Raw genomic sequence first — 21628 nt, forward strand, 5'->3', positions numbered from 1 at the left:
ATTATCTGACTATAAAGAAATATATTATTTCGTATTGGATATGAATTTATGAAACGTACATTTCAACCTAGCAATTTAGTAAGAAAAAGAAGACATGGATTTAGGGCAAGGATGGCAACTGTCGGCGGGAGAGAAATTTTAAGGAAACGCCGAGCAAAAGGCAGAAAAAAATTATCAGCGTAGTAAGTGCTTATCTCATCCCTAAAAAATCAGAAAGAATTTGACCTAGTTAATAAGTTAGGAAAAAAGTTCCATAGTCCTTATTTTATCACAATAATAGCAAAGAATTCTACTAAGCTCTTTGCAAAGCTAAATGTAAAAGGTAATATTGACAACCTATGTAAGAAATCTAGTGAGATTTTATATAATTCGTCAAATACATTACTTTTTGGCATGAAAGTCGGAAAAAAGTTAGGAAATGCTGTTATTCGTAATAAAATCAAAAGACGTATTAGGCATTTAGTTAGACTGCTAAGCAAGGAATCAAAATTCAAACAAAATAGTTGGGCAATGATAGTCATCCCTAGGAAAGGTTTTGAGCAAATTGAATTTGCAACTTTATTAAGTGAACTATACAAGATAGTTTCACAGGTGTAATCCTTACTGCATAAATTACCTCCTGCAATCAAAAGTTATCATTCGTGTAAAAAATATCATCCTAGCCTTGATGCGGAATCCAGCCCTTATTCAGCTACCATCAAGTTACCCAAATTCGCGTAAGTTAAGTTGGAAATAATTTGGATTGCATAATACTGATACTAGGCTAGTGGAATTTAGGTTCAGAATTAGCAAACAAACTTTCCTACTTTTTAATGATTTTTATTATTAATATTCAAACTTAAGTTGAGTTATTATTTTCTTATTGACTTCCATTACGGATGCTGAGGTTAATAATATGTTTTATACGTACCGTTAGGGCATAATTTATTTTTCAACAGTTTCATTATATGAAAAAATTTTTAACATTATTCATATTACTAATTATTTATAGTAATACTTTTGCTCAAGTACAAGTATCTAATCTTATCACTCCAGTTAGTTATTTTGTCAATCATGAGCAACAACTTAAAATTCTTGATGAATATTTAAGTAAATATAGACAAGCAAGTATAGTGGGTACTAGCGGTATAGGTAAAACTCAATTAATTAGAATGTATGCTTATAAAAATAATTATGATCTAATTTGGTTTTTTGATTGTAACCTTGATTTGAACGAGCAATTTGTTAAATTAGCCAAACAACTCAATACTATCAAACAAACTAATATATCTGAAGAAGTTGCTTTAGCAAAAAAAGAAGTAATATCATATTTAACCATTACTAATAAATGGTTATTAGTGTTTGATAATTTAAAAGTTAATGAAAATAAAAAAGTACAAGATTTAATTGATTGGGAGCATAATGGTCAGGTCGTGTTTTGTTCGCAAGATAATGAAAAGTTATCTAATATTATAGCAATGCCCCTACTTGATGTGTCTACTATTGTAGCTTTAGCTAATAACTTATTAGACAATAAAAATAATAATAATATCGAATTTTTAATGCAATCTTTTAGTGGTTATCCAATATTGATAGTGCAAGGAGCTCAATTACTTAACAAAGTTAAAGGTTTAGATAAAGAGGAATATAAAAAGAAAATTTATCAATCGACTGATAAAATAGCAACAAATATTAAAATGGCTATTCAAGAATTAAAACCTAGTGCAGTAAAATTACTTAATAAAATAGCTTTACTCAATAATCAAAGTTTCTCAAAACAGCTGCTTACCATCATTACTGATAATACAAATACTTTAGATGATGATATATATCAATTATCTAAATTTATGCTAATCAGTAATATTGATCCTAACAAGGATAATCCTATTTTTGAAATGCATGATATAATCAGCAATAAAATAATGGAATTAAATGGTGATAATAATAAAATATATTTAGAAAAAATTATTAACAAATTACCTAAATTTAAAGGTCCTTATTCAGGATATTTGTGGAAAAGTACCAAAACTATACCAGAAAACTTAGAAATCCTTCTAAATAATTCTGAAAAATATAATATTATACCAATTATAATAATTAACACGGTGTATTTATCCAGTCTCTATACATAATTGATTTTACTAAATCTACATTATGAGCAAATTGATTCCAAGCGTAACAAGCCATAGTGACGATATCTTCATATACACCATAACATTGGTTAGACAAGAAATGATTTTTGATCCATTCCCAAACTTGTTCCATTGCATTAAGTTCCGGTGCATAGGGCGGAAGCGGTATCAAAGTGATATTGCTTGGCACAGTTAGTTTTTTGGCTGTGTGCCAACCTGCATTATCCGTTAGTAAAGCTATATGTCGGTTGCCTTGAATACTGCGAGAAAGGTCTTCTAAGAATTTATTCATTGCCTGTGTATTTGCATATGGTAAAATTAATGCAAAAGCTTCTCCTGTATCATGGCAAGCAGCTCCATAAATATATGTTGAAATGAATTGCTGTTGCCGAACTTTACGGGGTCTAGTGCCACGCTTAGCCCATATACGAGTTAAGCTACCTTGTTGCCCAACTCGAGTTTCATCCTGAGACCATATATCAACTTTACATCTATCGATATTTTTTGATAATAATTCTGTTAGCATGTCTGGGAAGTTTTTTTATATGTATTTTGAGTCTCTTGATTTGACTTTGGATGCATTGAACGAGAAGTAATCCAGCTAAAACCAAGGCGGTGCATAGTATTGTAGACTGTTTTTAAAGTACATTTAGCACCATATTCCTCAAGTAACATGATATGTAGCTCCTTTCCAGTTATATACCCACCAGTTTTACTTTCACTGAGCGTATTGATTTTATCAAAAAGAGCAGACTCTTGTATAGTGTTAATCTTCCTAGGGGCACCGCTTCTTTGTGATTCAAATAATCCTTCAAAACCATGATTCCTAAATCTTCTGAGCCATGATTGCACAGTTTTCCAGTGTGACTTCACTATTTCAGATATGGCTTTAAAAGATTTGCCTAATTGAAGGTAATACATCGCCAATAAACGTATACGATTTCGACCATGCGGCTCATGTTTCATCATTTTTATAAAATCATGACCATGAAAACCTTGCGGTAATATTAACCTAGCCATTTGAGTACCTTTATCAGGTAAAAACCCATTTTACACCACTGCGTTAATTATTGCAATTGGTATTAATCTATCCGCAATACTTATCTTAAGAGTGGAGTTATTTGCTCTACACGCAAACACCTGCCCCAACAAAGTCAAACAAATGTTTGATTGGTTTTATCAAAAAGAGAAAAATAAGGAATTTAAATTATGGCAAGTGCCTGAATCTCAAAAATGTTATTATGCTAGGTACTTAGGAATAGTGGGAGCGTATTATAAAACAATATTAATGGATTTTAACACAGCAATTTCTTATTTTACTAAAGCATTAAATATTCTAGATAAGCTTGATAATGAAGCTGATTATTACGCTATTAAATTAAATCTTCTCTCTAATCTAGCTATGACTTATACCAATTGCAATAATTAACACGGTGTATTTATCCAGTCTCTATACATAATTGATTTTACTAAATCTACATTATGAGCAAATTGATTCCAAGCGTAACAAGCCATAGTGACGATATCTTCATATACACCATAACATTGGTTAGACAAGAAATGATTTTTGATCCATTCCCAAACTTGTTCCATTGCATTAAGTTCCGGTGCATAGGGCGGAAGCGGTATCAAAGTGATATTGCTTGGCACAGTTAGTTTTTTGGCTGTGTGCCAACCTGCATTATCCGTTAGTAAAGCTATATGTCGGTTGCCTTGAATACTGCGAGAAAGGTCTTCTAAGAATTTATTCATTGCCTGTGTATTTGCATATGGTAAAATTAATGCAAAAGCTTCTCCTGTATCATGGCAAGCAGCTCCATAAATATATGTTGAAATGAATTGCTGTTGCCGAACTTTACGGGGTCTAGTGCCACGCTTAGCCCATATACGAGTTAAGCTACCTTGTTGCCCAACTCGAGTTTCATCCTGAGACCATATATCAACTTTACATCTATCGATATTTTTTGGTAATAATTCTGTTAGCATGTCTGGGAAGTTTTTTTATATGTATTTTGAGTCTCTTGATTTGACTTTGGATGCATTGAACGAGAAGTAATCCAGCTAAAACCAAGGCGGTGCATAGTATTGTAGACTGTTTTTAAAGTACATTTAGCACCATATTCCTCAAGTAACATGATATGTAGCTCCTTTCCAGTTATATACCCACCAGTTTTACTTTCACTGAGCGTATTGATTTTATCAAAAAGAGCAGACTCTTGTATAGTGTTAATCTTCCTAGGGGCACCGCTTCTTTGTGATTCAAATAATCCTTCAAAACCATGATTCCTAAATCTTCTGAGCCATGATTGCACAGTTTTCCAGTGTGACTTCACTATTTCAGATATGGCTTTAAAAGATTTGCCTAATTGAAGGTAATACATCGCCAATAAACGTATACGATTTCGACCATGCGGCTCATGTTTCATCATTTTTATAAAATCATGACCATGAAAACCTTGCGGTAATATTAACCTAGCCATTTGAGTACCTTTATCAGTTAAAAACCCATTTTACACCACTGCGTTAATTATTGCAATTGGTATTATATATTCTTAGGTGAAATAAAAATATCTGAAGAACTTTTTAAAAAGATAGAAAAGCTAGTAAAATCAAGAGTAAAGCAAGAAGATGAAATATATACACTATATATTATAAAAGCTTCATTCTTTGAGATGCAAGGTCACTATCAAGAAGCTTTATACCAATTGTAATAATTAACACGGTGTATTTATCCAGTCTCTATACATAATTGATTTTACTAAATCTACATTATGAGCAAATTGATTCCAAGCGTAACAAGCCATAGTGACGATATCTTCATATACACCATAACATTGGTTAGACAAGAAATGATTTTTGATCCATTCCCAAACTTGTTCCATTGCATTAAGTTCCGGTGCATAGGGCGGAAGCGGTATCAAAGTGATATTGCTTGGCACAGTTAGTTTTTTGGCTGTGTGCCAACCTGCATTATCCGTTAGTAAAGCTATATGTCGGTTGCCTTGAATACTGCGAGAAAGGTCTTCTAAGAATTTATTCATTGCCTGTGTATTTGCATATGGTAAAATTAATGCAAAAGCTTCTCCTGTATCATGGCAAGCAGCTCCATAAATATATGTTGAAATGAAATTGCTGTTGCCGAACTTTACGAGGTCTAGTGCCACGCTTAGCCCATATACGAGTTAAGCTACCTTGTTGCCCAACTCGAGTTTCATCCTGAGACCATATATCAACTTTACATCTATCGATATTTTTTGGTAATAATTCTGTTAGCATGTCTGGGAAGTTTTTTTATATGTATTTTGAGTCTCTTGATTTGACTTTGGATGCATTGAACGAGAAGTAATCCAGCTAAAACCAAGGCGGTGCATAGTATTGTAGACTGTTTTTAAAGTACATTTAGCACCATATTCCTCAAGTAACATGATATGTAGCTCCTTTCCAGTTATATACCCACCAGTTTTACTTTCACTGAGCGTATTGATTTTATCAAAAAGAGCAGACTCTTGTATAGTGTTAATCTTCCTAGGGGCACCGCTTCTTTGTGATTCAAATAATCCTTCAAAACCATGATTCCTAAATCTTCTGAGCCATGATTGCACAGTTTTCCAGTGTGACTTCACTATTTCAGATATGGCTTTAAAAGATTTGCCTAATTGAAGGTAATACATCGCCAATAAACGTATACGATTTCGACCATGCGGCTCATGTTTCATCATTTTTATAAAATCATGACCATGAAAACCTTGCGGTAATATTAACCTAGCCATTTGAGTACCTTTATCAGTTAAAAACCCATTTTACACCACTGCGTTAATTATTGCAATTGGTATTAGAGTGTGCAGATAAAGTTATTGAAATATTTATAAAAAATGGTCATCATATTAATGACTCATACGCTTTTACAATTTATATGTATAGAGCCTATATGTTGAATTTTTTGGGTAGATATCAAGAAGCTTATACTCAGGTTCAATCATTATATAACTCAATACACAATGAGTATGAAGATGGAGATATTTATGCAATAATGGCAAGAAGTGCATTAGGTTTAGGTAAAGTAGATCAAGCTTATGAATATATTAGTAATGCTATCCTCCTGTTCTTAGCAGAAGACAAGAAAAATGCAGAGAACACAAATTATTCTAAAAATCGTTATTTAGCAGAGGCTTATGTAGTACAAGGTGATATTTTATCTGCTCAAGATAAACTGAATCAAGCTATAGAATCTTATAAAAAAGCTTTTGTTATATATCATTATTTATATGGAGATAGAAGTCAAAATGTTGCCCAAATGAGTTATTTGTATAATCATGGAGCAAAAGCTGCCTGTAAAAGCAAAGATTTATATAATTACAAATTTTTTGGCAAGCCACAAATTAAGGAATTTGGCATACACCATCCTAACACAGTTGATATGTTTGAATATTGCAAACAATATAACATGGATTTGTGGGTCAAGAACAATTAAATATTAAGGTTCAATCGTTGGAACTTTATATTAAGTGGCAGCTCATCGCAACTATCTTAACATTGGTTCGTGCGACACGAAGTCGCTTAAAAGAGTTGTTATCCCTGTAAATAGGAGATAACCATCTATATCGCTAGATGAACCTACTGCCCTGAATAAAGAGCGGGTAGGACAATGCAGCAAAGTACGTAATAAGTACGGGATGAAAATCGTGAGAAGATCGTCTTTCTGGTAGTCACATAAGCCGGATAAGCACTAGGTAACTGATATGCTGAAGATATTTGAACTTATGTAGAGATCGTAACGTTAGACAATGGTAAGTGACTGAAACCATTGATGAAAGTAAGTAAGGAGGATAGGACTTTGCTCCTTCGCGATTATGTATGCTTTCCGGTCTATAGTAAGCAGCTAAGTCAGTATTACTCTTTGAGCGAAACGTGGAAACCCTGTATAGCTCCTGAGATTAAATGCAGGAAGGTATACTGTGAAGTATACTATAGTTATGCAGGAATAGGAGGTTGGAAAAAGCGAATGCTAGGTTGTAATGTTCTAGATACAGATTGAAACATAATCTGACACGAAAGTGAGCTAACGTCCAACTGGTGTTTAATTGCAAGATAATTTATAGAACTGTTTTAATGGAGGAATGCAAATGACAGCAGTGAACACATCATTGACTGGTGCACCTACAGCTAAAGAAACAAAGTGGGATTCCATACTATGGAACAAAGCTGATTCTCAAGTGAAACGGCTACAAATGCGTATTGCAAAGGCTATGAGAGAGAAACGTTTTGGCAAAGTTCGTGCTTTGCAAAGGCTACTCACTCACTCGTTTTATAGTAAGTGTCTTGCGGTAAAACGGGTGACACAAAACAAGGGGAGTAAATGCCCTGGTACTGACGGCATCATTTGGCGTACTAAACGACAAATGATGCAAGCAATCTTGTCAATAAAACGATTAGGATATAAAACTCAACCACTTCGAAGAATTTATATCTCTAAGAAGAACGGTCAAAGGCCTCTTTCTATTCCTATTATGAATGATCGAGCCATGCAGGCTCTCCATTTACTGAGTTTAGAACCAGTTGCAGAAACTATAGCTGATAAAAACAGTTATGGTTTTAGACCAAAGCGATCTGTGGCGGATGCAATTGAACAATGCTGTAATTGCTTGTGCAGGAAAAACTCAGCCTCGTGGATATTTGAGGGTGATATTAAATCCTTCTTTGATCAAGTGAGTTTTAACTGGCTAGAAAATAATGTTCTTATGGACAAAGTCATCCTTAAGAAATTTTTACGAGCTGGTTACATAGAAAAGGCTAGTTTAGTAGCAACAATTCAAGGAGTGCCTCAAGGTGGGATAATTTCACCAAGCCTTGCACTGATAGCCCTATCGGGGTTAGAAGAGAGACTTGCCAAACATTTCAAAAGGAATCGTGGAAAAATCCATGCGATTATCTACGCTGATGATTTTGTTATTACTGGCGAGTCAAAGGAAATATTGGAAAATGAAGTCATACCACTAGTGAAAAACTTCTTGGCTGAACGTGGGCTACAATTATCACTCGAAAAGTCTCGTATTACTAATATAAGTCAAGGATTTGATTTTCTTGGTTTTCATATTCGTAAATACGGTAAGAAGTTAAAATTTCTTACGAAGCCTACAAAGGCTTCTGTAAAGTCTTTTCTCGCTGATATCAAAGCTACAATCAGAACTAACTTTGGCTCAACAACAGAGGACTTGATCCGACTGTTAAACCCAAAGATGATTGGTTGGAGTAACTACTATAAACACTCAGCTGCTTCAAACATCTTTTCTTATATTGATAATCGAATTTATAAGATGCTCTATAGATGGACACGAAAAAGACACTACAATAAAGGATTCCATTGGATTTATCAAAAATACTTCCAACGTATGGATTCCTCAAGAAGGTGGCATTTTCACGCTAAAATTAAGAATAATGATAAGAAAAATATTACTACTTCTTACCTAAACTTGAAATTAGCCGGTGATACCAAAATTAGACGTCATACTAAGATACTTGCGGATGCTCAGCCTTATGATCCTAGCTATTTTGAATATTTTCGAAAACGCGAAGAATATAAAAGAGCTTTACCCTCTGTTATGAATTGTAGCCGGGTCTATCAAGGCCTTATAAATGCTCGAGCCCAGTACGGTTAAAGTCGTACGCTGGGTTCCTCGGAGAGTGGAGTGCAGTAATGTACTCTGCTTATCCTACTATCTATGCAATTGCTAATAGAGATTTCCAACGAGTATATACTCCACTGAATCGGTTGATGGAGTAATAGCTAATTTATAACCATATTCCGTAATTAAGTAGTAAGTGTAATATTCATGAACGTTTTCGATACTTACATCATCAATAGTTCTGTTTCCAAGCAAAATATCTGCTCTATCCTGATCAAGCCTGAGGTTTGGAGATGTTACTACAATTTTTATACCAATAAAATTGTCATTTTGTATCTCTAGTTCAATCTTAATAACAGCATCTCTGTATATATTGCTAGATGCCGCAACAATTAAACACATAATAATCTGAGCTATATTGTCATCGATATTTGTGCTGATTAACCTTGTGAATACTAGTTCAATATTATGATTTTTTGATTTTAAAAAATCAGTACTTAATCTATTAATTTCTGCAATAGCAATTTTGTTCCCCTCAGAAGGTAGAGAGTATACATAACGATGAAACTGTAAATAGCTCATGAGTCTATTTATACTATCCTGAACCAGTTTAGTAGCTTTCTCTTGATACTCTATAGTTTTTATTAACCCAATAGCATTATCTATAACACCTATTGATCCTGCAAAATCATGCCATATTTTTTCATTTAAAGCTTGGCATAATTTTAGTGAATTTAGCATATTCTTAATAAACTCGTTTAGCTGGCGGAATGCTATCTACTTCATCTGTCAAAGTTGTAAGAGTTACAGGTTTGTAATCTAACTTCACCTTACCTTTCTCATCAATCCAAGCGAGTGTATGTTTCATCCATTCTTCATCATTACGCTCTGGGTAATCCTCCCTAGAATGAGCCCCCCTACTTTCTTTTCTATTGGCGGCAGAGTGCATAGTAATTACCGCTTGATCTAATAAATTAGCTAGTTCTAATGCTTCAACCAAATCGCTATTCCATATTAATGATCTATCATTAACCTGAATATCAGCATATTCCTTTCGTGCCTGGTCAATCATTTCTATTCCTTCATCTAGAACCTCTTGAATTCTAAATACCGCTGCATGATTTTGCATGATTTTTTGCATTTTAAGTCTTAAGTCAGCTACTGGTAGGCCCCCTTTAGCATGACGTATACCATCAAATCTGCTAATTATTTTATCCAATATAGACTCCGGCAAGCTTTTATGCTTTTGCCCTACTTTAACAATTTCAGCAGCTTTTTGTGCTGCGGCTCTACCAAATACTACTAAATCAAGCAGAGAGTTTGATCCTAACCGATTGGCCCCATGTACTGAAACGCAAGCAGCTTCACCGATTGACATTAACCCAGGAATAATCTTATTATGATTATCCTGACCTTTATCAATCACTTGACCATGGTAATTTGTTGGTATTCCCCCCATATTATAATGCACTGTTGGTAATACAGGTATTGGCTGAAGAGTTACATCAATACCAGCAAAAATTTTAGCCGTCTCTGAAATACCGGGTAAACGTTCGTGAAGAATTTCCGGCGGTAAATGATCTAAATGTAAGAATACATGATCTTTATGCTCCCCTACCCCCCTACCATCTCTGATTTCCATGGTAATAGCTCTTGATACTACATCTCTTGAAGCAAGATCCTTAGCAGCGGGAGCATATCGTTCCATAAATCGCTCTCCATTAGAATTTACTAAATACCCCCCTTCTCCTCTAGCACCTTCGGTAATTAAGCAACCAGCTCCATATATACCAGTTGGGTGGAATTGGACAAATTCCATATCTTGCAAGGCAATAGAACTTCTTGCCGCCATGCCACCTCCATCACCAGTACAAGTATGAGCACTTGTTGCAGAAAAATAAGCTCTACCATACCCGCCAGTAGCTAATACCACTAAGTGAGCATGGAAACAGTGAATTGTTCCGTCATCAAGATTCCAAGCAACTACCCCTACACATTCTCCATTATTCATTAATAAATCAAGGGCAAAATATTCGATAAAAAACTGGGCTTTATTTTTTAAAGCCTGTTGATATAAAGTATGTAATATTGCATGACCAGTACGATCTGCTGCAGCACAAGTCCTTTGAGCTGCTTGTCCCTTACCATAATTTGTTGTCATGCCACCAAAGGGACGTTGATAAATTTTGCCTTCTTCTGTTCGAGAAAAAGGTACTCCATAATGCTCAAGCTCTAGCACTGCTGCAGCTGCATGTTTACACATATACTCAATTGCGTCTTGATCACCCAACCAATCCGAGCCTTTTACTGTATCGTACATATGCCAACGCCAATCATCTTGCCCCATATTACCAAGAGAAGCACTAATGCCCCCTTGGGCAGCCACAGTATGACTCCTAGTTGGGAAAACCTTACTAATGCAAGCAGTATTTAAGCCCTCTTTCGCCATACCAAAAGTAGCCCTAAGACCAGCCCCACCTGCTCCAACTACCACTACATCAAATTCATGGTGGATAATATTATAAGATTTAGACATTTATATAAATTCCTTTTGTTTGTAATAATCCTTTTGTTCATAGTACCCTACATTTTTTATATAACCACTATTAAAATGGCTGCTGATCGTCTATTAGCGAGGAGTCGCTGAAAGCGGCGACGCGGCCAATCTCATGAAATAATATCTACCTTTATTAGGCGACCTCGAGGTAATTTAAGCTCTTCTTCACAAGATTGCCACGTCGGCACTTTGTGCCTCCTCGCAATGACGGTTTTTGCTAAAACCTTTTCGTGTTAGTTATACATCGAATTCAGGTAAATATTAAACCTTAACTGGCATAATCACAAAAACATCTTTAGGATTCTGAAGGGTTTTCAATAACATTGGTGATGATGCATTTAAAAAGTATAGCTCAACTTGGTTTGCTTTAGTAGCACTTAACACAGCACTTAGTGCATCAGTAAGATATTTAGGATTAAAACCTATAGACAGAGTATCTTCATGATCAAAAATGCATAAATTACTTTCATCTAGAGAACATGGTATGCATTCTTTAGCCACGCCTCTTGCTTCTCCAGAAGCGGTAATTTCAAGCAAGTCTTTTGATAAAATCAATTTTATTGCTTGAAATTTGTCTATAGTTATTGTCGCTACTCTATCTATAGCATCAGCTAGCAACTTGGTATTAATAGTAAGTTTATAGTTGTTCTCTACTGGGATAAAAGCTTGATAATCCGGAAAAGTTCCATCAATTAGTTTTGATACCATTATAATATCATTACAAACAAATTTAATCCTATTAACACTTAGAAAAATTTTAGCCTCCAGTTGAATATTCTTAGGGTCTTTCAATATCTTAACAATTTCCTCGAGAGTCTTTTTAGGTAAAATAACTCCAAATTCGCTAGCATTATTGGCTATTTTTACTACTGACACTGATAATCTATGCCCATCGGTGCTAGCCATACAACATTCTTCATCTTTTACGTAGAAATAAACACCATTAAGATTATAACGAGTTTCATCAACGGATACCGAAAACAAAGTACCGTCGATCATTTTAACAAAATCACTACAAGATATTTTTAAAGTAGCTTCAACATTAATATCATCTAACGCAGGGAACTGGTTAGCATGTAGGGTTAGTAGGTTAAAAGCACAATTCTTTCCTAGAATTTCAAGTTGATCTGTTTCATTTGAGACACTAAGTGTTACATCATTATCAGATATCTTTCTTATTATGTCATTTAATGTTTTAGTAGATACCATTATTTCGCCTTCACTTATTACTTGAGCTGCTACTTTTTGGCTTAAATATATTTCCATGTTAGTAGTTATTAGCTCTAGCTTACCATCCTTAGATGATAATTTAACATGACTAAGCTCAGCAATTACGTTACGTTTTTCTACCACAGAATTGGCAAAAGCCAAAGCATGAGTTAATGTTTTTGTTTCAACTATTGTTTTTAAGTTATTATTATTCATATTATTTATCCATAATTAACCTCAGTGCAAACTTACTCTTGAAGTAGGAGAAGTATACATATTATATACTATCTAACAAATAAATACAAATATGTTTCCCATGTAGTTGATTCTCATCTAGAGTTATTTATCCTTTAATTACAATGGTGGATAATATGGTACGGTTATATAATTCTCCCGTATGACAGGAACGTCGATAACTTGGATATTTCTCAGGGTTAGTATATGTATCTTCTAGCATCCTTGTTATATCTTTAATACCAGCTTCTTGCAGTTGAAGTTCTACATAAGCTGGTAAATCGAACATATAATGCTTTGTTCTCAAAGAGCTACTAAAAAACTTTGAGTTCTTAGCCCGTTGCTTTATAAAATTATCGTAAAATTCTTGGTCTACCTCATAAGAATATTGTTGAATACTAGGGCAAATAATAGTTTTAATATTTTTTGCTCCTTTCTCATGCATTAGTTTTACCAAATTATTAGTGATACCAGCTTTAGCTCCACGCCAACCACAATGAGCTGCCCCTATAACCTTACCATCTTCGCTACTAAGTAGAATAGGAACGCAATCAGCAGTTTGTACTGTTAGTACTAGATTTTTTTTGGTAGTAACTGCCCCATCAGCTTCGGGATCAGTCTCAATATCACTATCAGCATCAATAACTTCGTTACCATGAACTTGCTGTAGGATAACAATATTCTCGGCATCATAATGTTTAACTACTGTTAGCCGATTATTCTCGACACTTTCTAATATCCTAGAATCACCCAACTTATTTTTTTTACTATAAATATGACTAGATTGCTTGAAGCTTCCATCAAAAATTTTATAATAAACTTTATTCTTTATAAACTCATCCACATGACCACCCTACAGCAATTTATCCATACACTATCAGATCATTTGCAAAAGAACAATGCTTTACAAAAAATCATTAAGAAATTTCGAACAGACTACTCGCTAATAGCTTGCATCGGAGTGGAAATAGAATTTTATTTAAGCAAAAATATTGATCCACTCGAATTTCAGACTCTACTTGGAATAGCAGTTAAGAAAGAAAAAGGAGCTAATCAATTTGAGGTAGATTTGCCGCCTTCCACTAACATAATTGAGTATATAGAAAAAATTAGTAGCACTAAGTCTAAAATACAAATTATTGCAGAAAAATTACGGGGTAATGTAAATTTTTCTGCCAAACCATTTGCAAGCGATTATGGTAGTAGTATGCATTTTCATGTAAATTTTATATCTCCAAATAATTTGGAGAATTGTATACTTAATGTTGATCTAATGGCTCAAAGTATCTGTCATTATATGCTTGACACTTTCTTGATATTCATGCCAAATGAAGATGATTATCTTCGTTTGGATAAGAATTTTATGGCACCAACTAATGTATCTTTTGGTAATAATAATAGAACTGTTGCACTGCGCATCCCTGACCTCTCTCCTAAAAGACTAGAACATAGAATAGCAAATCCACTCACTGATCCTTATTTGGCAATTTTTACTATTTTAAACTCTATATTTCTAGGTCTAAAATTTCCTGATAAAATAAATAATATCAACAAAATATATGGCAATGCTTTTGATCAACAATATAATTTAGTGTCATTCCCCAAATCATTAACAGAAGCATTAGAGCTATTTAATTTGGAGTTTTTTATATATACTCAATAGACAAAGAGAACTAGCTACTCTAGAATCACTACTAGAAATAATGAAGAAATTATAGTGTTACAAACTTTAAAAAAAAATACTTTAAAAATCGGTAAGTGCCAAGTTCAATTATTACCTTTATTACTTACTATATTAGCATTTGTAATTCTCTTATCACTTGGGTTTTGGCAAATTGCTAGATTACAGGAAAAAGAACTGTTTTTAAGTTCAATGAAGAATAATCTTAATAATCTGCCAATTGATATAAAAACACTTAGTGGAAATAAATTATATGCTAAAATAAGAGTGAACGGTCATTTTTTGGCAGGTAAGAATTTACATCTTTATGGACGCAGATCAATGTCCACTGAAAAAGATGGTTATTATTTAGTTACCCCATTTCAAACTGATGATAACAAGATAATCTTGGTTGTACTAGGGTGGTTTGCTGGGAGGCATAAAAAAAATATTGATAATATAATAGATAACTCTATGGAAATCACAGGTGTAATTCTTCCCGGTGAAAAAACAAAGCTGTTTGTACTGGATAATGATGTTAAAAACAATGTTTGGTTTACCTTGGATTTAACTCAAGCCTCTGATGTTCTTGGCTTAAAATTAGAAGATTTTTATTTAGTTATGGAGGGTAATAACAATCGATCTGATATTCTTAAAAGTTTGTCGATTGAAAATTTGCTGAATGTCAGAAATGATCATTTAGAATATGCCATAACTTGGTTTGCATTAGCGATCTCGTTAGCAGTAATTTTTGTAATTTATAATTTATCTAAAAAAGAAATAAAATAAATATAAAGGAGTAGTTATGACATTAAAAATAGGCGATACTGCACCAAATTTTACTATGCCAATAGGTGATAATAGTAAAATCAATTTATCAGATTTAGCAGGAAAGGTTGTTGTATTATATTTTTATCCTAAAGATGATACACCAGGTTGTACTATCGAAGCCGGTGACTTTAATAAATTAAAACTAGAATTTGAAAAAATGAATGCTGTCATTATTGGTGTATCAAAGGACGATTTAAATTCTCACGATAAATTCAAGAAAAAATATTGTTTGGATTTTGATCTTGCATCAGATTCTAATTCCGATACTTGTGAAAAATATGGAGTTTGGGTAGAAAAATCAATGTTTGGTAAAAAATATATGGGAGTTAATAGAGCTACTTTCTTAATAGATAAAAAAGGCAAGATAGCTTACATTTGGTCAAAAGTACAAGTGGCTGGACATGCTGAAGACGTATTAAATCAGGTACGGAAAATAATATAAACATATCTATATTTTAACAGTCTATCTTCCAAGAACATATACAAAAGTGAACAAAAACAACCATACTACATCGACAAAATGCCAGTACCAAGCTGCAAATTCAAAACCCAAATGACCATTACCTTTCACAAAGTCACCTCGCCGCACTCTATAATAACAAACACTTAGAAATATAGTGCCAATTATTACGTGAACACCATGGAAACCGGTTGCTAGATAAAAATTAGAAGAATAGATACCATCTTTAAATTTAAAAGTTGCATGATGATATTCATAAGCTTGCATTAAACTAAAAAATACACCAAGTATTATGGTAAAGCTAAGAGCAGTCATACAATCCTTTTGGTTATTTTCCTCAAGAGCATAATGTGCCCAAGTTACTGTTGTACCGGACAACAAAAGAATCAATGTGTTAATAAAAGGAATGTCAAAAGGATCAAATGTTTGAATACCAGCAGGAGGCCATACACCAGGTTTTACCACCCATACACCATCTAGCAGTCCTACAGGGAAAAGGTTTGCTTTAAAAAATGACCCAAAAAATACAGCAAAAAACATTATCTCTGACAAGATAAATAGTGCCATACCTATTCTTAAACCAATTCTTACTGGCTGCGTATGATGTTTCCCAATTAGCCCCTCTTTGATTACACCACTCCACCAAGAATATAAACAAAAAATCACCGAAAGAATACCAGATCCAAAAACATATTCACCAAATCTATATGCATGCATAAACATTATGCTACCGCTAGCTAAAAGCAATAAGGCAAATGAAGTCAGGATTGGCCAAGGACTCGGATCAACGAGATGAAATAGATGTTGTTTTTCTTCTAAAGAAACAACATCATTGTTTTTAATAGATCTATGTAACATAACAAACTCATAAGCAATTCACTGCTTGGTTATTTTATGCTATCTTCTGTAAATATCAAGAATATACTCAACAGACACGAATTCGGGATAAGAATTAGTTAATTCCCGAATGGGGTAATTACAATTAATACACTTCAGGAGGAGCGTGTGAAAAATCTGAGCCTCTTCCATCACACGGTACTTCTTCATTATTGTGTTGATTATATTGTTGAGCACAGCTAAGAGCATCATTAATAACATTATCTTCAGGTTCAAACATTGAGCTGAAGGATTGTAGGAACTTATTCTGAAAATTACTAAATTCAGATATATTGGTATTTTTAAAATTGCCATCAGCAATTAAAGGAAGGTGAACGGATAAAGCTACAAGCTGCGCATCATTTAATCCTTTTAAGAATGTTTGTAGAACCTCATATTCCTTAGGCGTTAATTTCATCAAACCTTCTTTTAAAGCATCAACTTGCTGTTCATTTAAGTTTATCGCTAGTTTTGCCTCAAATTCTTCTGATATTACGTGGGTATCCTTATCTTGTCCTTTTTTATCAATATTATCGCTCACCTTAACACTCTCGTCACAAGCACTAGACTTATCAACAGTGGTTTGTGACTCCTGAAGTTTTGAACTTTCCTCCCTAGCCTTGACCTTCTCAACCAATGTTGTACATAGCTTTTTAATCAACTCTTTATTACTTTCTAAATATTGCTCAGCCGACTTTTCTAATTTAGCCATATTCTCTGGTTTAGAATTATCCAATTTCGTGCATCCCTTTGGTACAGGGAGTGCAAAGTTGAAAAATTGCTCTTCCAATAGGTCTATCTTAACTTCCTTCGTAGCAGCGTTTTCAGAAGCTTTCATCATGTTGTTCACTAGCCCATTAGCTAGCTGAGGTATAAGACCGTCAAGGTGAGGTGGTAGCACATCTTGTTTTTCAAGAGGCGATTGAAAATTAAGGGAAACAAGCGTCATGTTATCTAACATTTCTCTTTGTTGTTCACGATTTAATCCCTCTTTAAGATATTTTATAGCTTCTGCCTCTGGACGATTACTATAACATCCTACGCCTCCATCAATATAAAACTTACCGTTAATCGTCACGCCTTTAAAATAGGTAGGAGCTGCCGTAGTAGCGAGAATTACCTTTCTTACCTCAACTTCAGGAGTGTTATGACCAAATACCTGAATAGGATTTTCTGTGTTTGGCTCAAAAGCTGTTATAAGAACATTACCTAGCAGATCCTTACATTTCATATTACCAAGATATTTATCTAACAGTTCTTTAAGAGGTTTCTGGCTATATTGATGACTAAATATTTTACCAATCATTCCCGGATGGTACCAGTGTTGTGGAAAAATATCAGCAACACTATCTTTGAATAGTTTTAAAGCCTCTCTCGCTGTGAAAAGTGGTTCTTTTGAACCTGGTTCTTTGGGAAGGTATAATAAAGCGAGAAGTAATCCACCGGCGCTAGTACCGGCAGCATCAGGGAATATTTCAGATATAGGCAAACCCGTTTCATCTTCAATCTTAACAAGCGCTTTCAACTGCATAATTGCCTTGACTCCACCTCCTGAGAGAGAGAGAATTGTATCTGGTGTTGCCATGATAATAACTCCATAATTCTAAATTAAGTTTAATAACAAATATCATAGTCTTGCTCAAAAGAATCAAGTAATAGATAACATAAATTGCTAATTATTAGATAAAAATTAATTATATAGTAATAATTATGTTACTATATAACTAAAGGTTGACAAAATTAAAATAATCTGATAAATTAATTATATGATATAATTGGTTGTGTTGATTCTTTAAGAGAAATTATCGCAAGAAAACAGGGTAATTTAAAAGTCGCAATTAATAGTTATTATAGATATAAACTCAACTACCATAGATGTCATTCTTAGCAACGGCGGGAATCCATAATACTTAATAGTCTTGCAGGTTTATTTTTTTAGATTCCCGCCGTTGCTAAGAATGACATCGAGTGCATATTAAGCACTTTTTCCTTTATCTATTAGGCTTGCAGCCCGACTTTTAAATTACCCTGCAAAAAATAAAATTATTTTACACTTTATAAGTTGGTTAAGTAGTCTATAATCCGATTTAATTAAATTTGATTGATAAGATATAGATGAGCAAACCTAAATCCGTTTTTTTATCAGCAATTTCAGGAAATATACTAGAATATTATGATTTCACAGTATATTCAGTATTTGCATTAGTAATTGGTCACACATTTTTTCCTTCAAGCTCAAAATTTTTACAAATATTGTTGGCTCTCGGGGTATTTGCAGTAGGATTCATTACTAGACCAATTGGTGGTATATTTTTTGGTTATGTTGGCGATAAATATGGAAGGCGTATAGCCTTAATTATTTCCATGCTTGGTATGACTATACCAACATTTACTATGGGACTAATTCCTTCCTATCATGACATAGGAGTTTATGCACCGATAATATTAATCATAATGCGTCTTTTTCAAGGCTTATGTATTAGTGGTGAAGGAGCTGGAGCTGCCATTTTTATTCTAGAACATCATCAAAATTTACGACCAGGTTTTACTGCTGGTTTAGTACATGGCTCAAATATGGCTGGTACGTTAATAGCCACCCTTGTAGGAATTATTATTGAACAATATTTTTATCATTTTGATTTTGCTTGGCGTTTTGCATTTTTACTAGGCGGGGCTATGGGGCTTGTCGGTTTCTATTTGCGTCTTCGTGTATCAGAGACTCCAATTTTCAAAATGTTAGCTGAACAAAAGAAAACTTTAAAAGCACCTTTTATCAACGTAGTTAAGACAGCTTGGAAAGCGATGTTTTTAACCTTTTGTACAGGTGCAGTTGCTAGTAGCGTCGTCTATTTAGTAAAAACCTACATTAATGTGTATTACCAGGATGTTATGCATTTTGATAATACAACTTCCCTTATTTATTCATTATATGCAAATTTTATAGCGATGGTATCTATGCCATTATTTGGTGGATTAACTGATATTATTGGAAAATTTAAGACTTTAGCTTTAGTAAGCTTAGCGATCTTGATATTGGCTTTACCTATTTTGTTATCTATGTCATTACCGTTCATGTGGCAACAAATTCTAGCACTAACTATCTTAGGTATTCTTAGTGGGGCAATAGCTGGGGCAGCCTATAGCTTTATTATATCTTTATTTACTCCTGAACAAAAATTTTCAGGGGTATCCTTTAGTTATAATTTGGGTATTACTATATTTGGTGGCACTTCTCCTCTTATTTCTCGTTGGCTTGTTGAAAAAACAGGCTTGTTTTATGCTCCTGCCTTTTATATTATGACTATTTCTAGTATATTTTTAGTTATCATTTATTTTATGAGAAATGAAATAAGACGTTTACTTAGCAGGAATTCTTTCAAAACTAGAAAGAGATATAATAAGTTGTTTTAACATTCCCACTATAGTGATGGTATAAATTATTATGATTAACAACAAAGAGAAAGTAGTAACATGGTTTACAAATTTACGTGATCAAGTATGTACTGAATTCGAGAAAATTGAACTTGAATATAGTAAGGTGCAAGGTTTAGCTGCTGCGAGATTCATACGAACACCCTGGGACAGAAAAAACGGCGGTGGTGGCGTAATGTCTGTAATGCGTGGTAACTTATTCGAGAAAGTTGGGGTGAATATTTCTACAGTTTTTGGAGAATTATCTCCAGAGTTTAGTAAAAATATACCGGGTACGGAAAATAGTAGGCAATTCTTTGCTACTGGTATTTCTATCGTGGCTCATCTTACTTCTCCATTGGTACCAGCGGTACATTTCAACACCCGCTATATTGAAACTGCTAATCATTGGTTTGGCGGTGGTGGAGACCTAACGCCATTTTACCCTAATGAAAATGAGACGACAAAATTTCATAATGCTTTTAAACATGCTTGTGATAAACATGATCCAAATTATTATCCTAAATTTACAAAACAATGTGATGAGTATTTTTACTTAAAACATAGAAATGAGCCAAGGGGAGTAGGCGGTATATTTTATGATTATTTAAATACTGGAAATTTTAATAATGATTTTTCTTTTACTAAGGACGTAGGACAAACATTTTTAACAGTATATCCTGAAATTGTTAGAACAAAGATGCTACTGCCTTGGACTAATGAACAAAAGGATTATCAATTAGTGCGTCGTGGTAGATATGTTGAATTTAACTTATTATATGATCGTGGGACAATGTTTGGCTTAATGACAGATGGCAACGTTGAAGCAATATTAATGTCTCTACCCCCAGAAGTACGTTGGTAACCTTTATAATAAATATCAAATTTGTGCAAAAGGTAAAAAGCACTATTATAGAACCTTTTTCACTCATTATTAAATCCTTAGACTCTCAAGCAATTGGTGCATTCGATTGGATTCGAACCAACGACCTCTGCCTTCGGAGGGCAACGCTCTATCCAGCTGAGCTACGAATGCTTAATTTATTGCTGCTTCTCAAACATGAAAATACAATAGATATTTTTCGCTAATAGCAACTACTGATCGTGACTTTTAAATTACCCTATGGCTTTATCTGAGAGAAGAATTTTTAACCTAACAAATATGGGGCGAATGACGGGACTTGAACCCGCGACCCTCAGATCCACAATCTGATGCTCTAACCAACTGAGCTACATCCGCCATGTAACCTGCGTTAAAGTAAATTATTATCACCCATAAGTCAAGTATATTCAAACCAAGTTACCATGACTTAATACTTTTATTCTTAGAATTTTTGCTGTCATAATTATATGATATTATTTTACTAATTCATCTAACTTACCTTCTTCTTCAAGTTTATGAAGAGCATCACATCCACCAATATGCTTATCATTAATAAATATTTGTGGTAATGTACGTTGTCCATTAGCTTTAGCTTGCAACTCTAATCTTTGCTTGTCACTATAATTGTCTACGATAATTTCTTGATAAGGTATATTTTTTTGATCAAGTAGCTTTTTGGCCTTAGTGCAATAGGGACAATATGTTAATGTATAAATGATGACCGTATAAAAAAGAATGCTTTTCATAAGAGTTACCCTATTTAATTGGTTATA

General features: G+C 33.8%; 25 protein-coding genes and 2 tRNA genes. 11 read left to right on the forward strand and 16 right to left on the reverse strand.

Annotated features, from left to right (window positions below; genetic code table 11):
- Positions 1–48 precede the first annotated feature (48 nt).
- The 3 genes from rpmH (at position 49) to AAHM80_RS07325 (ending at position 2111) form a co-directional block, all read left to right on the forward strand.
- The gene (gene rpmH / locus AAHM80_RS07315) at positions 49–183 is read left to right on the forward strand and encodes a 50S ribosomal protein L34 (RefSeq protein ID WP_341748129.1); all 135 of its coding nucleotides are present in this window, start codon (positions 49–51) and stop codon (positions 181–183) included.
- A 3-nt stretch (positions 184–186) separates the two neighbouring features.
- Positions 187–597 (forward strand): ribonuclease P protein component, encoded by a 411-nt coding sequence (rnpA, locus tag AAHM80_RS07320; protein ID WP_341748130.1) that lies wholly within the window; start codon positions 187–189, stop codon positions 595–597.
- Between the two features lie 350 nt (positions 598–947).
- Positions 948–2111, forward strand: a complete 1164-nt coding sequence (locus AAHM80_RS07325) for a hypothetical protein (RefSeq protein ID WP_342259762.1) — start codon at positions 948–950, stop codon at positions 2109–2111.
- Here AAHM80_RS07325 and AAHM80_RS07330 read toward each other — a convergent pair.
- Together AAHM80_RS07330 and AAHM80_RS07335 are read right to left on the reverse strand one after the other, a co-directional pair.
- Positions 2077–2637 carry an IS630 family transposase gene (locus tag AAHM80_RS07330; protein WP_342259390.1) on the reverse strand — a complete coding sequence of 187 codons (561 nt, stop codon included), beginning with the start codon at positions 2635–2637 and terminating at the stop codon, positions 2077–2079. The two genes, AAHM80_RS07325 and AAHM80_RS07330, sit on opposite strands and share 35 nt — an antisense overlap.
- Positions 2631–3131: a helix-turn-helix domain-containing protein gene (locus AAHM80_RS07335; RefSeq protein WP_342259385.1), complete on the reverse strand. Its 501-nt coding sequence runs from the start codon at positions 3129–3131 to the stop codon at positions 2631–2633. Before AAHM80_RS07335 ends, AAHM80_RS07330 begins: the two co-directional genes overlap by 7 nt.
- A 142-nt stretch (positions 3132–3273) precedes the next feature.
- Here AAHM80_RS07335 and AAHM80_RS07340 point away from each other — a divergent pair, with 142 nt between their 5' ends.
- Positions 3274–3540 carry a hypothetical protein gene (locus AAHM80_RS07340; RefSeq protein WP_342259763.1) on the forward strand — a complete coding sequence of 89 codons (267 nt, stop codon included), beginning with the start codon at positions 3274–3276 and terminating at the stop codon, positions 3538–3540.
- Here AAHM80_RS07340 and AAHM80_RS07345 read toward each other — a convergent pair.
- The 5 genes from AAHM80_RS07345 to AAHM80_RS07365 all read right to left on the reverse strand — a co-directional run bounded on the left by AAHM80_RS07345 (position 3537) and on the right by AAHM80_RS07365 (position 5881).
- Positions 3537–4097, reverse strand: coding sequence for an IS630 family transposase (locus AAHM80_RS07345; protein ID WP_342259384.1), 561 nt, complete (start codon positions 4095–4097; stop codon positions 3537–3539). The genes AAHM80_RS07340 and AAHM80_RS07345 overlap by 4 nt on opposite strands.
- The gene (locus AAHM80_RS07350; RefSeq protein ID WP_342259385.1) at positions 4091–4591 is read right to left on the reverse strand and encodes a helix-turn-helix domain-containing protein; all 501 of its coding nucleotides are present in this window, start codon (positions 4589–4591) and stop codon (positions 4091–4093) included. The genes AAHM80_RS07345 and AAHM80_RS07350 overlap by 7 nt, the downstream gene beginning before the upstream one ends.
- 234 nt (positions 4592–4825) lie before the next feature.
- Positions 4826–5275 (reverse strand): transposase, encoded by a 450-nt coding sequence (locus AAHM80_RS07355; RefSeq protein ID WP_342259535.1) that lies wholly within the window; start codon positions 5273–5275, stop codon positions 4826–4828.
- Entirely contained in the window at positions 5202–5387 is a 186-nt protein-coding gene (locus AAHM80_RS07360; RefSeq protein ID WP_342259536.1) for a hypothetical protein, read from the reverse strand. Before AAHM80_RS07360 ends, AAHM80_RS07355 begins: the two co-directional genes overlap by 74 nt.
- Positions 5381–5881, reverse strand: a complete 501-nt coding sequence (locus AAHM80_RS07365) for a helix-turn-helix domain-containing protein (RefSeq protein WP_342259385.1) — start codon at positions 5879–5881, stop codon at positions 5381–5383. Before AAHM80_RS07365 ends, AAHM80_RS07360 begins: the two co-directional genes overlap by 7 nt.
- Before the next feature lie 158 nt (positions 5882–6039).
- Here AAHM80_RS07365 and AAHM80_RS07370 point away from each other — a divergent pair, with 158 nt between their 5' ends.
- Both AAHM80_RS07370 and ltrA read left to right on the forward strand, forming a co-directional pair.
- Positions 6040–6582: a hypothetical protein gene (locus AAHM80_RS07370; protein WP_342259764.1), complete on the forward strand. Its 543-nt coding sequence runs from the start codon at positions 6040–6042 to the stop codon at positions 6580–6582.
- Positions 6583–7234: 652 nt separating this feature from the next.
- A complete protein-coding gene (gene ltrA / locus AAHM80_RS07375; protein ID WP_342259765.1) occupies positions 7235–8767 on the forward strand; it encodes a group II intron reverse transcriptase/maturase in 1533 nt (510 codons plus the stop codon).
- A gap of 72 nt (positions 8768–8839) precedes the next feature.
- On the opposite strand, the gene AAHM80_RS07380 is transcribed toward ltrA, so the two are convergent.
- The 4 genes from AAHM80_RS07380 to pgeF all read right to left on the reverse strand — a co-directional run bounded on the left by AAHM80_RS07380 (position 8840) and on the right by pgeF (position 13578).
- Positions 8840–9475, reverse strand: a complete 636-nt coding sequence (locus AAHM80_RS07380) for a histidine phosphotransferase family protein (RefSeq protein WP_342259766.1) — start codon at positions 9473–9475, stop codon at positions 8840–8842.
- Positions 9476–9479: 4 nt separating this feature from the next.
- On the reverse strand, positions 9480–11270 hold the full coding sequence (gene sdhA / locus AAHM80_RS07385; protein ID WP_342259767.1) for a succinate dehydrogenase flavoprotein subunit: 1791 nt from the start codon (positions 11268–11270) through the stop codon (positions 9480–9482).
- Positions 11271–11552: 282 nt separating this feature from the next.
- Positions 11553–12716 carry a DNA polymerase III subunit beta gene (gene dnaN, locus AAHM80_RS07390; RefSeq protein ID WP_342259768.1) on the reverse strand — a complete coding sequence of 388 codons (1164 nt, stop codon included), beginning with the start codon at positions 12714–12716 and terminating at the stop codon, positions 11553–11555.
- A gap of 127 nt (positions 12717–12843) precedes the next feature.
- Positions 12844–13578, reverse strand: a complete 735-nt coding sequence (gene pgeF, locus AAHM80_RS07395) for a peptidoglycan editing factor PgeF (protein ID WP_342259769.1) — start codon at positions 13576–13578, stop codon at positions 12844–12846.
- On the opposite strand from pgeF, the gene AAHM80_RS07400 reads away from it, so the two are divergent.
- The 3 genes from AAHM80_RS07400 (at position 13579) to bcp (ending at position 15667) form a co-directional block, all read left to right on the forward strand.
- On the forward strand, positions 13579–14397 hold the full coding sequence (locus AAHM80_RS07400; RefSeq protein ID WP_342260466.1) for a glutamine synthetase: 819 nt from the start codon (positions 13579–13581) through the stop codon (positions 14395–14397).
- 87 nt (positions 14398–14484) lie between these two features.
- A complete protein-coding gene (locus AAHM80_RS07405; protein WP_410521530.1) occupies positions 14485–15183 on the forward strand; it encodes an SURF1 family protein in 699 nt (232 codons plus the stop codon).
- Between the two features lie 16 nt (positions 15184–15199).
- Positions 15200–15667, forward strand: a complete 468-nt coding sequence (gene bcp, locus AAHM80_RS07410; protein ID WP_342259771.1) for a thioredoxin-dependent thiol peroxidase — start codon at positions 15200–15202, stop codon at positions 15665–15667.
- 21 nt (positions 15668–15688) lie between these two features.
- Here the strand turns inward: bcp and AAHM80_RS07415 are convergent, their stop codons facing one another.
- Entirely contained in the window at positions 15689–16543 is an 855-nt protein-coding gene (locus AAHM80_RS07415; protein ID WP_342259772.1) for a cytochrome c oxidase subunit 3, read from the reverse strand.
- Positions 16544–16667: 124 nt separating this feature from the next.
- Positions 16668–18146: a patatin-like phospholipase family protein gene (locus AAHM80_RS07420; RefSeq protein ID WP_342259773.1), complete on the reverse strand. Its 1479-nt coding sequence runs from the start codon at positions 18144–18146 to the stop codon at positions 16668–16670.
- Positions 18147–18676: 530 nt separating this feature from the next.
- On the opposite strand from AAHM80_RS07420, the gene AAHM80_RS07425 reads away from it, so the two are divergent.
- Together AAHM80_RS07425 and hemF are read left to right on the forward strand one after the other, a co-directional pair.
- The gene (locus AAHM80_RS07425; protein ID WP_342259774.1) at positions 18677–19972 is read left to right on the forward strand and encodes an MFS transporter; all 1296 of its coding nucleotides are present in this window, start codon (positions 18677–18679) and stop codon (positions 19970–19972) included.
- 28 nt (positions 19973–20000) lie between these two features.
- The gene (gene hemF, locus AAHM80_RS07430; RefSeq protein ID WP_410521531.1) at positions 20001–20837 is read left to right on the forward strand and encodes an oxygen-dependent coproporphyrinogen oxidase; all 837 of its coding nucleotides are present in this window, start codon (positions 20001–20003) and stop codon (positions 20835–20837) included.
- Between the two features lie 94 nt (positions 20838–20931).
- On the opposite strand, the gene AAHM80_RS07435 is transcribed toward hemF, so the two are convergent.
- The 3 genes from AAHM80_RS07435 to grxC form a co-directional block, all read right to left on the reverse strand.
- Positions 20932–21008: transfer RNA gene (locus AAHM80_RS07435), tRNA-Arg, on the reverse strand.
- A 127-nt stretch (positions 21009–21135) separates the two neighbouring features.
- Positions 21136–21212: transfer RNA gene (locus tag AAHM80_RS07440), tRNA-His, on the reverse strand.
- Positions 21213–21328: 116 nt separating this feature from the next.
- Positions 21329–21601, reverse strand: coding sequence for a glutaredoxin 3 (gene grxC / locus AAHM80_RS07445; protein ID WP_341751446.1), 273 nt, complete (start codon positions 21599–21601; stop codon positions 21329–21331).
- Between the last annotated feature and the right edge of the window lie 27 nt (positions 21602–21628).

Origin of the sequence: Candidatus Tisiphia endosymbiont of Metellina segmentata, from assembly GCF_964030715.1 — a bacterium.
In the GTDB taxonomy this organism is placed as follows: Bacteria; Pseudomonadota; Alphaproteobacteria; order Rickettsiales; family Rickettsiaceae; genus Tisiphia.

What these genes read in the sequence shown, in the direction of transcription:
- rpmH (WP_341748129.1), top strand. Translation starts at nt 49, where the DNA reads ATGAAACGTACATTTCAACCTAGCAATTTAGTAAGAAAAAGAAGACAT.
- AAHM80_RS07325 (WP_342259762.1), top strand. Translation starts at nt 948, where the DNA reads ATGAAAAAATTTTTAACATTATTCATATTACTAATTATTTATAGTAAT.
- AAHM80_RS07330 (WP_342259390.1), bottom strand. Translation starts at nt 2,637, where the DNA reads ATGCTAACAGAATTATTATCAAAAAATATCGATAGATGTAAAGTTGAT.
- AAHM80_RS07335 (WP_342259385.1), bottom strand. Translation starts at nt 3,131, where the DNA reads ATGGCTAGGTTAATATTACCGCAAGGTTTTCATGGTCATGATTTTATA.
- AAHM80_RS07340 (WP_342259763.1), top strand. Translation starts at nt 3,274, where the DNA reads ATGTTTGATTGGTTTTATCAAAAAGAGAAAAATAAGGAATTTAAATTA.
- AAHM80_RS07345 (WP_342259384.1), bottom strand. Translation starts at nt 4,097, where the DNA reads ATGCTAACAGAATTATTACCAAAAAATATCGATAGATGTAAAGTTGAT.
- AAHM80_RS07350 (WP_342259385.1), bottom strand. Translation starts at nt 4,591, where the DNA reads ATGGCTAGGTTAATATTACCGCAAGGTTTTCATGGTCATGATTTTATA.
- AAHM80_RS07360 (WP_342259536.1), bottom strand. Translation starts at nt 5,387, where the DNA reads ATGCTAACAGAATTATTACCAAAAAATATCGATAGATGTAAAGTTGAT.
- AAHM80_RS07365 (WP_342259385.1), bottom strand. Translation starts at nt 5,881, where the DNA reads ATGGCTAGGTTAATATTACCGCAAGGTTTTCATGGTCATGATTTTATA.
- AAHM80_RS07370 (WP_342259764.1), top strand. Translation starts at nt 6,040, where the DNA reads ATGTTGAATTTTTTGGGTAGATATCAAGAAGCTTATACTCAGGTTCAA.
- ltrA (WP_342259765.1), top strand. Translation starts at nt 7,235, where the DNA reads ATGACAGCAGTGAACACATCATTGACTGGTGCACCTACAGCTAAAGAA.
- AAHM80_RS07380 (WP_342259766.1), bottom strand. Translation starts at nt 9,475, where the DNA reads ATGCTAAATTCACTAAAATTATGCCAAGCTTTAAATGAAAAAATATGG.
- sdhA (WP_342259767.1), bottom strand. Translation starts at nt 11,270, where the DNA reads ATGTCTAAATCTTATAATATTATCCACCATGAATTTGATGTAGTGGTA.
- dnaN (WP_342259768.1), bottom strand. Translation starts at nt 12,716, where the DNA reads ATGAATAATAATAACTTAAAAACAATAGTTGAAACAAAAACATTAACT.
- AAHM80_RS07400 (WP_342260466.1), top strand. Translation starts at nt 13,579, where the DNA reads ATGACCACCCTACAGCAATTTATCCATACACTATCAGATCATTTGCAA.
- bcp (WP_342259771.1), top strand. Translation starts at nt 15,200, where the DNA reads ATGACATTAAAAATAGGCGATACTGCACCAAATTTTACTATGCCAATA.
- AAHM80_RS07415 (WP_342259772.1), bottom strand. Translation starts at nt 16,543, where the DNA reads ATGTTACATAGATCTATTAAAAACAATGATGTTGTTTCTTTAGAAGAA.
- AAHM80_RS07420 (WP_342259773.1), bottom strand. Translation starts at nt 18,146, where the DNA reads ATGGCAACACCAGATACAATTCTCTCTCTCTCAGGAGGTGGAGTCAAG.
- AAHM80_RS07425 (WP_342259774.1), top strand. Translation starts at nt 18,677, where the DNA reads ATGAGCAAACCTAAATCCGTTTTTTTATCAGCAATTTCAGGAAATATA.
- grxC (WP_341751446.1), bottom strand. Translation starts at nt 21,601, where the DNA reads ATGAAAAGCATTCTTTTTTATACGGTCATCATTTATACATTAACATAT.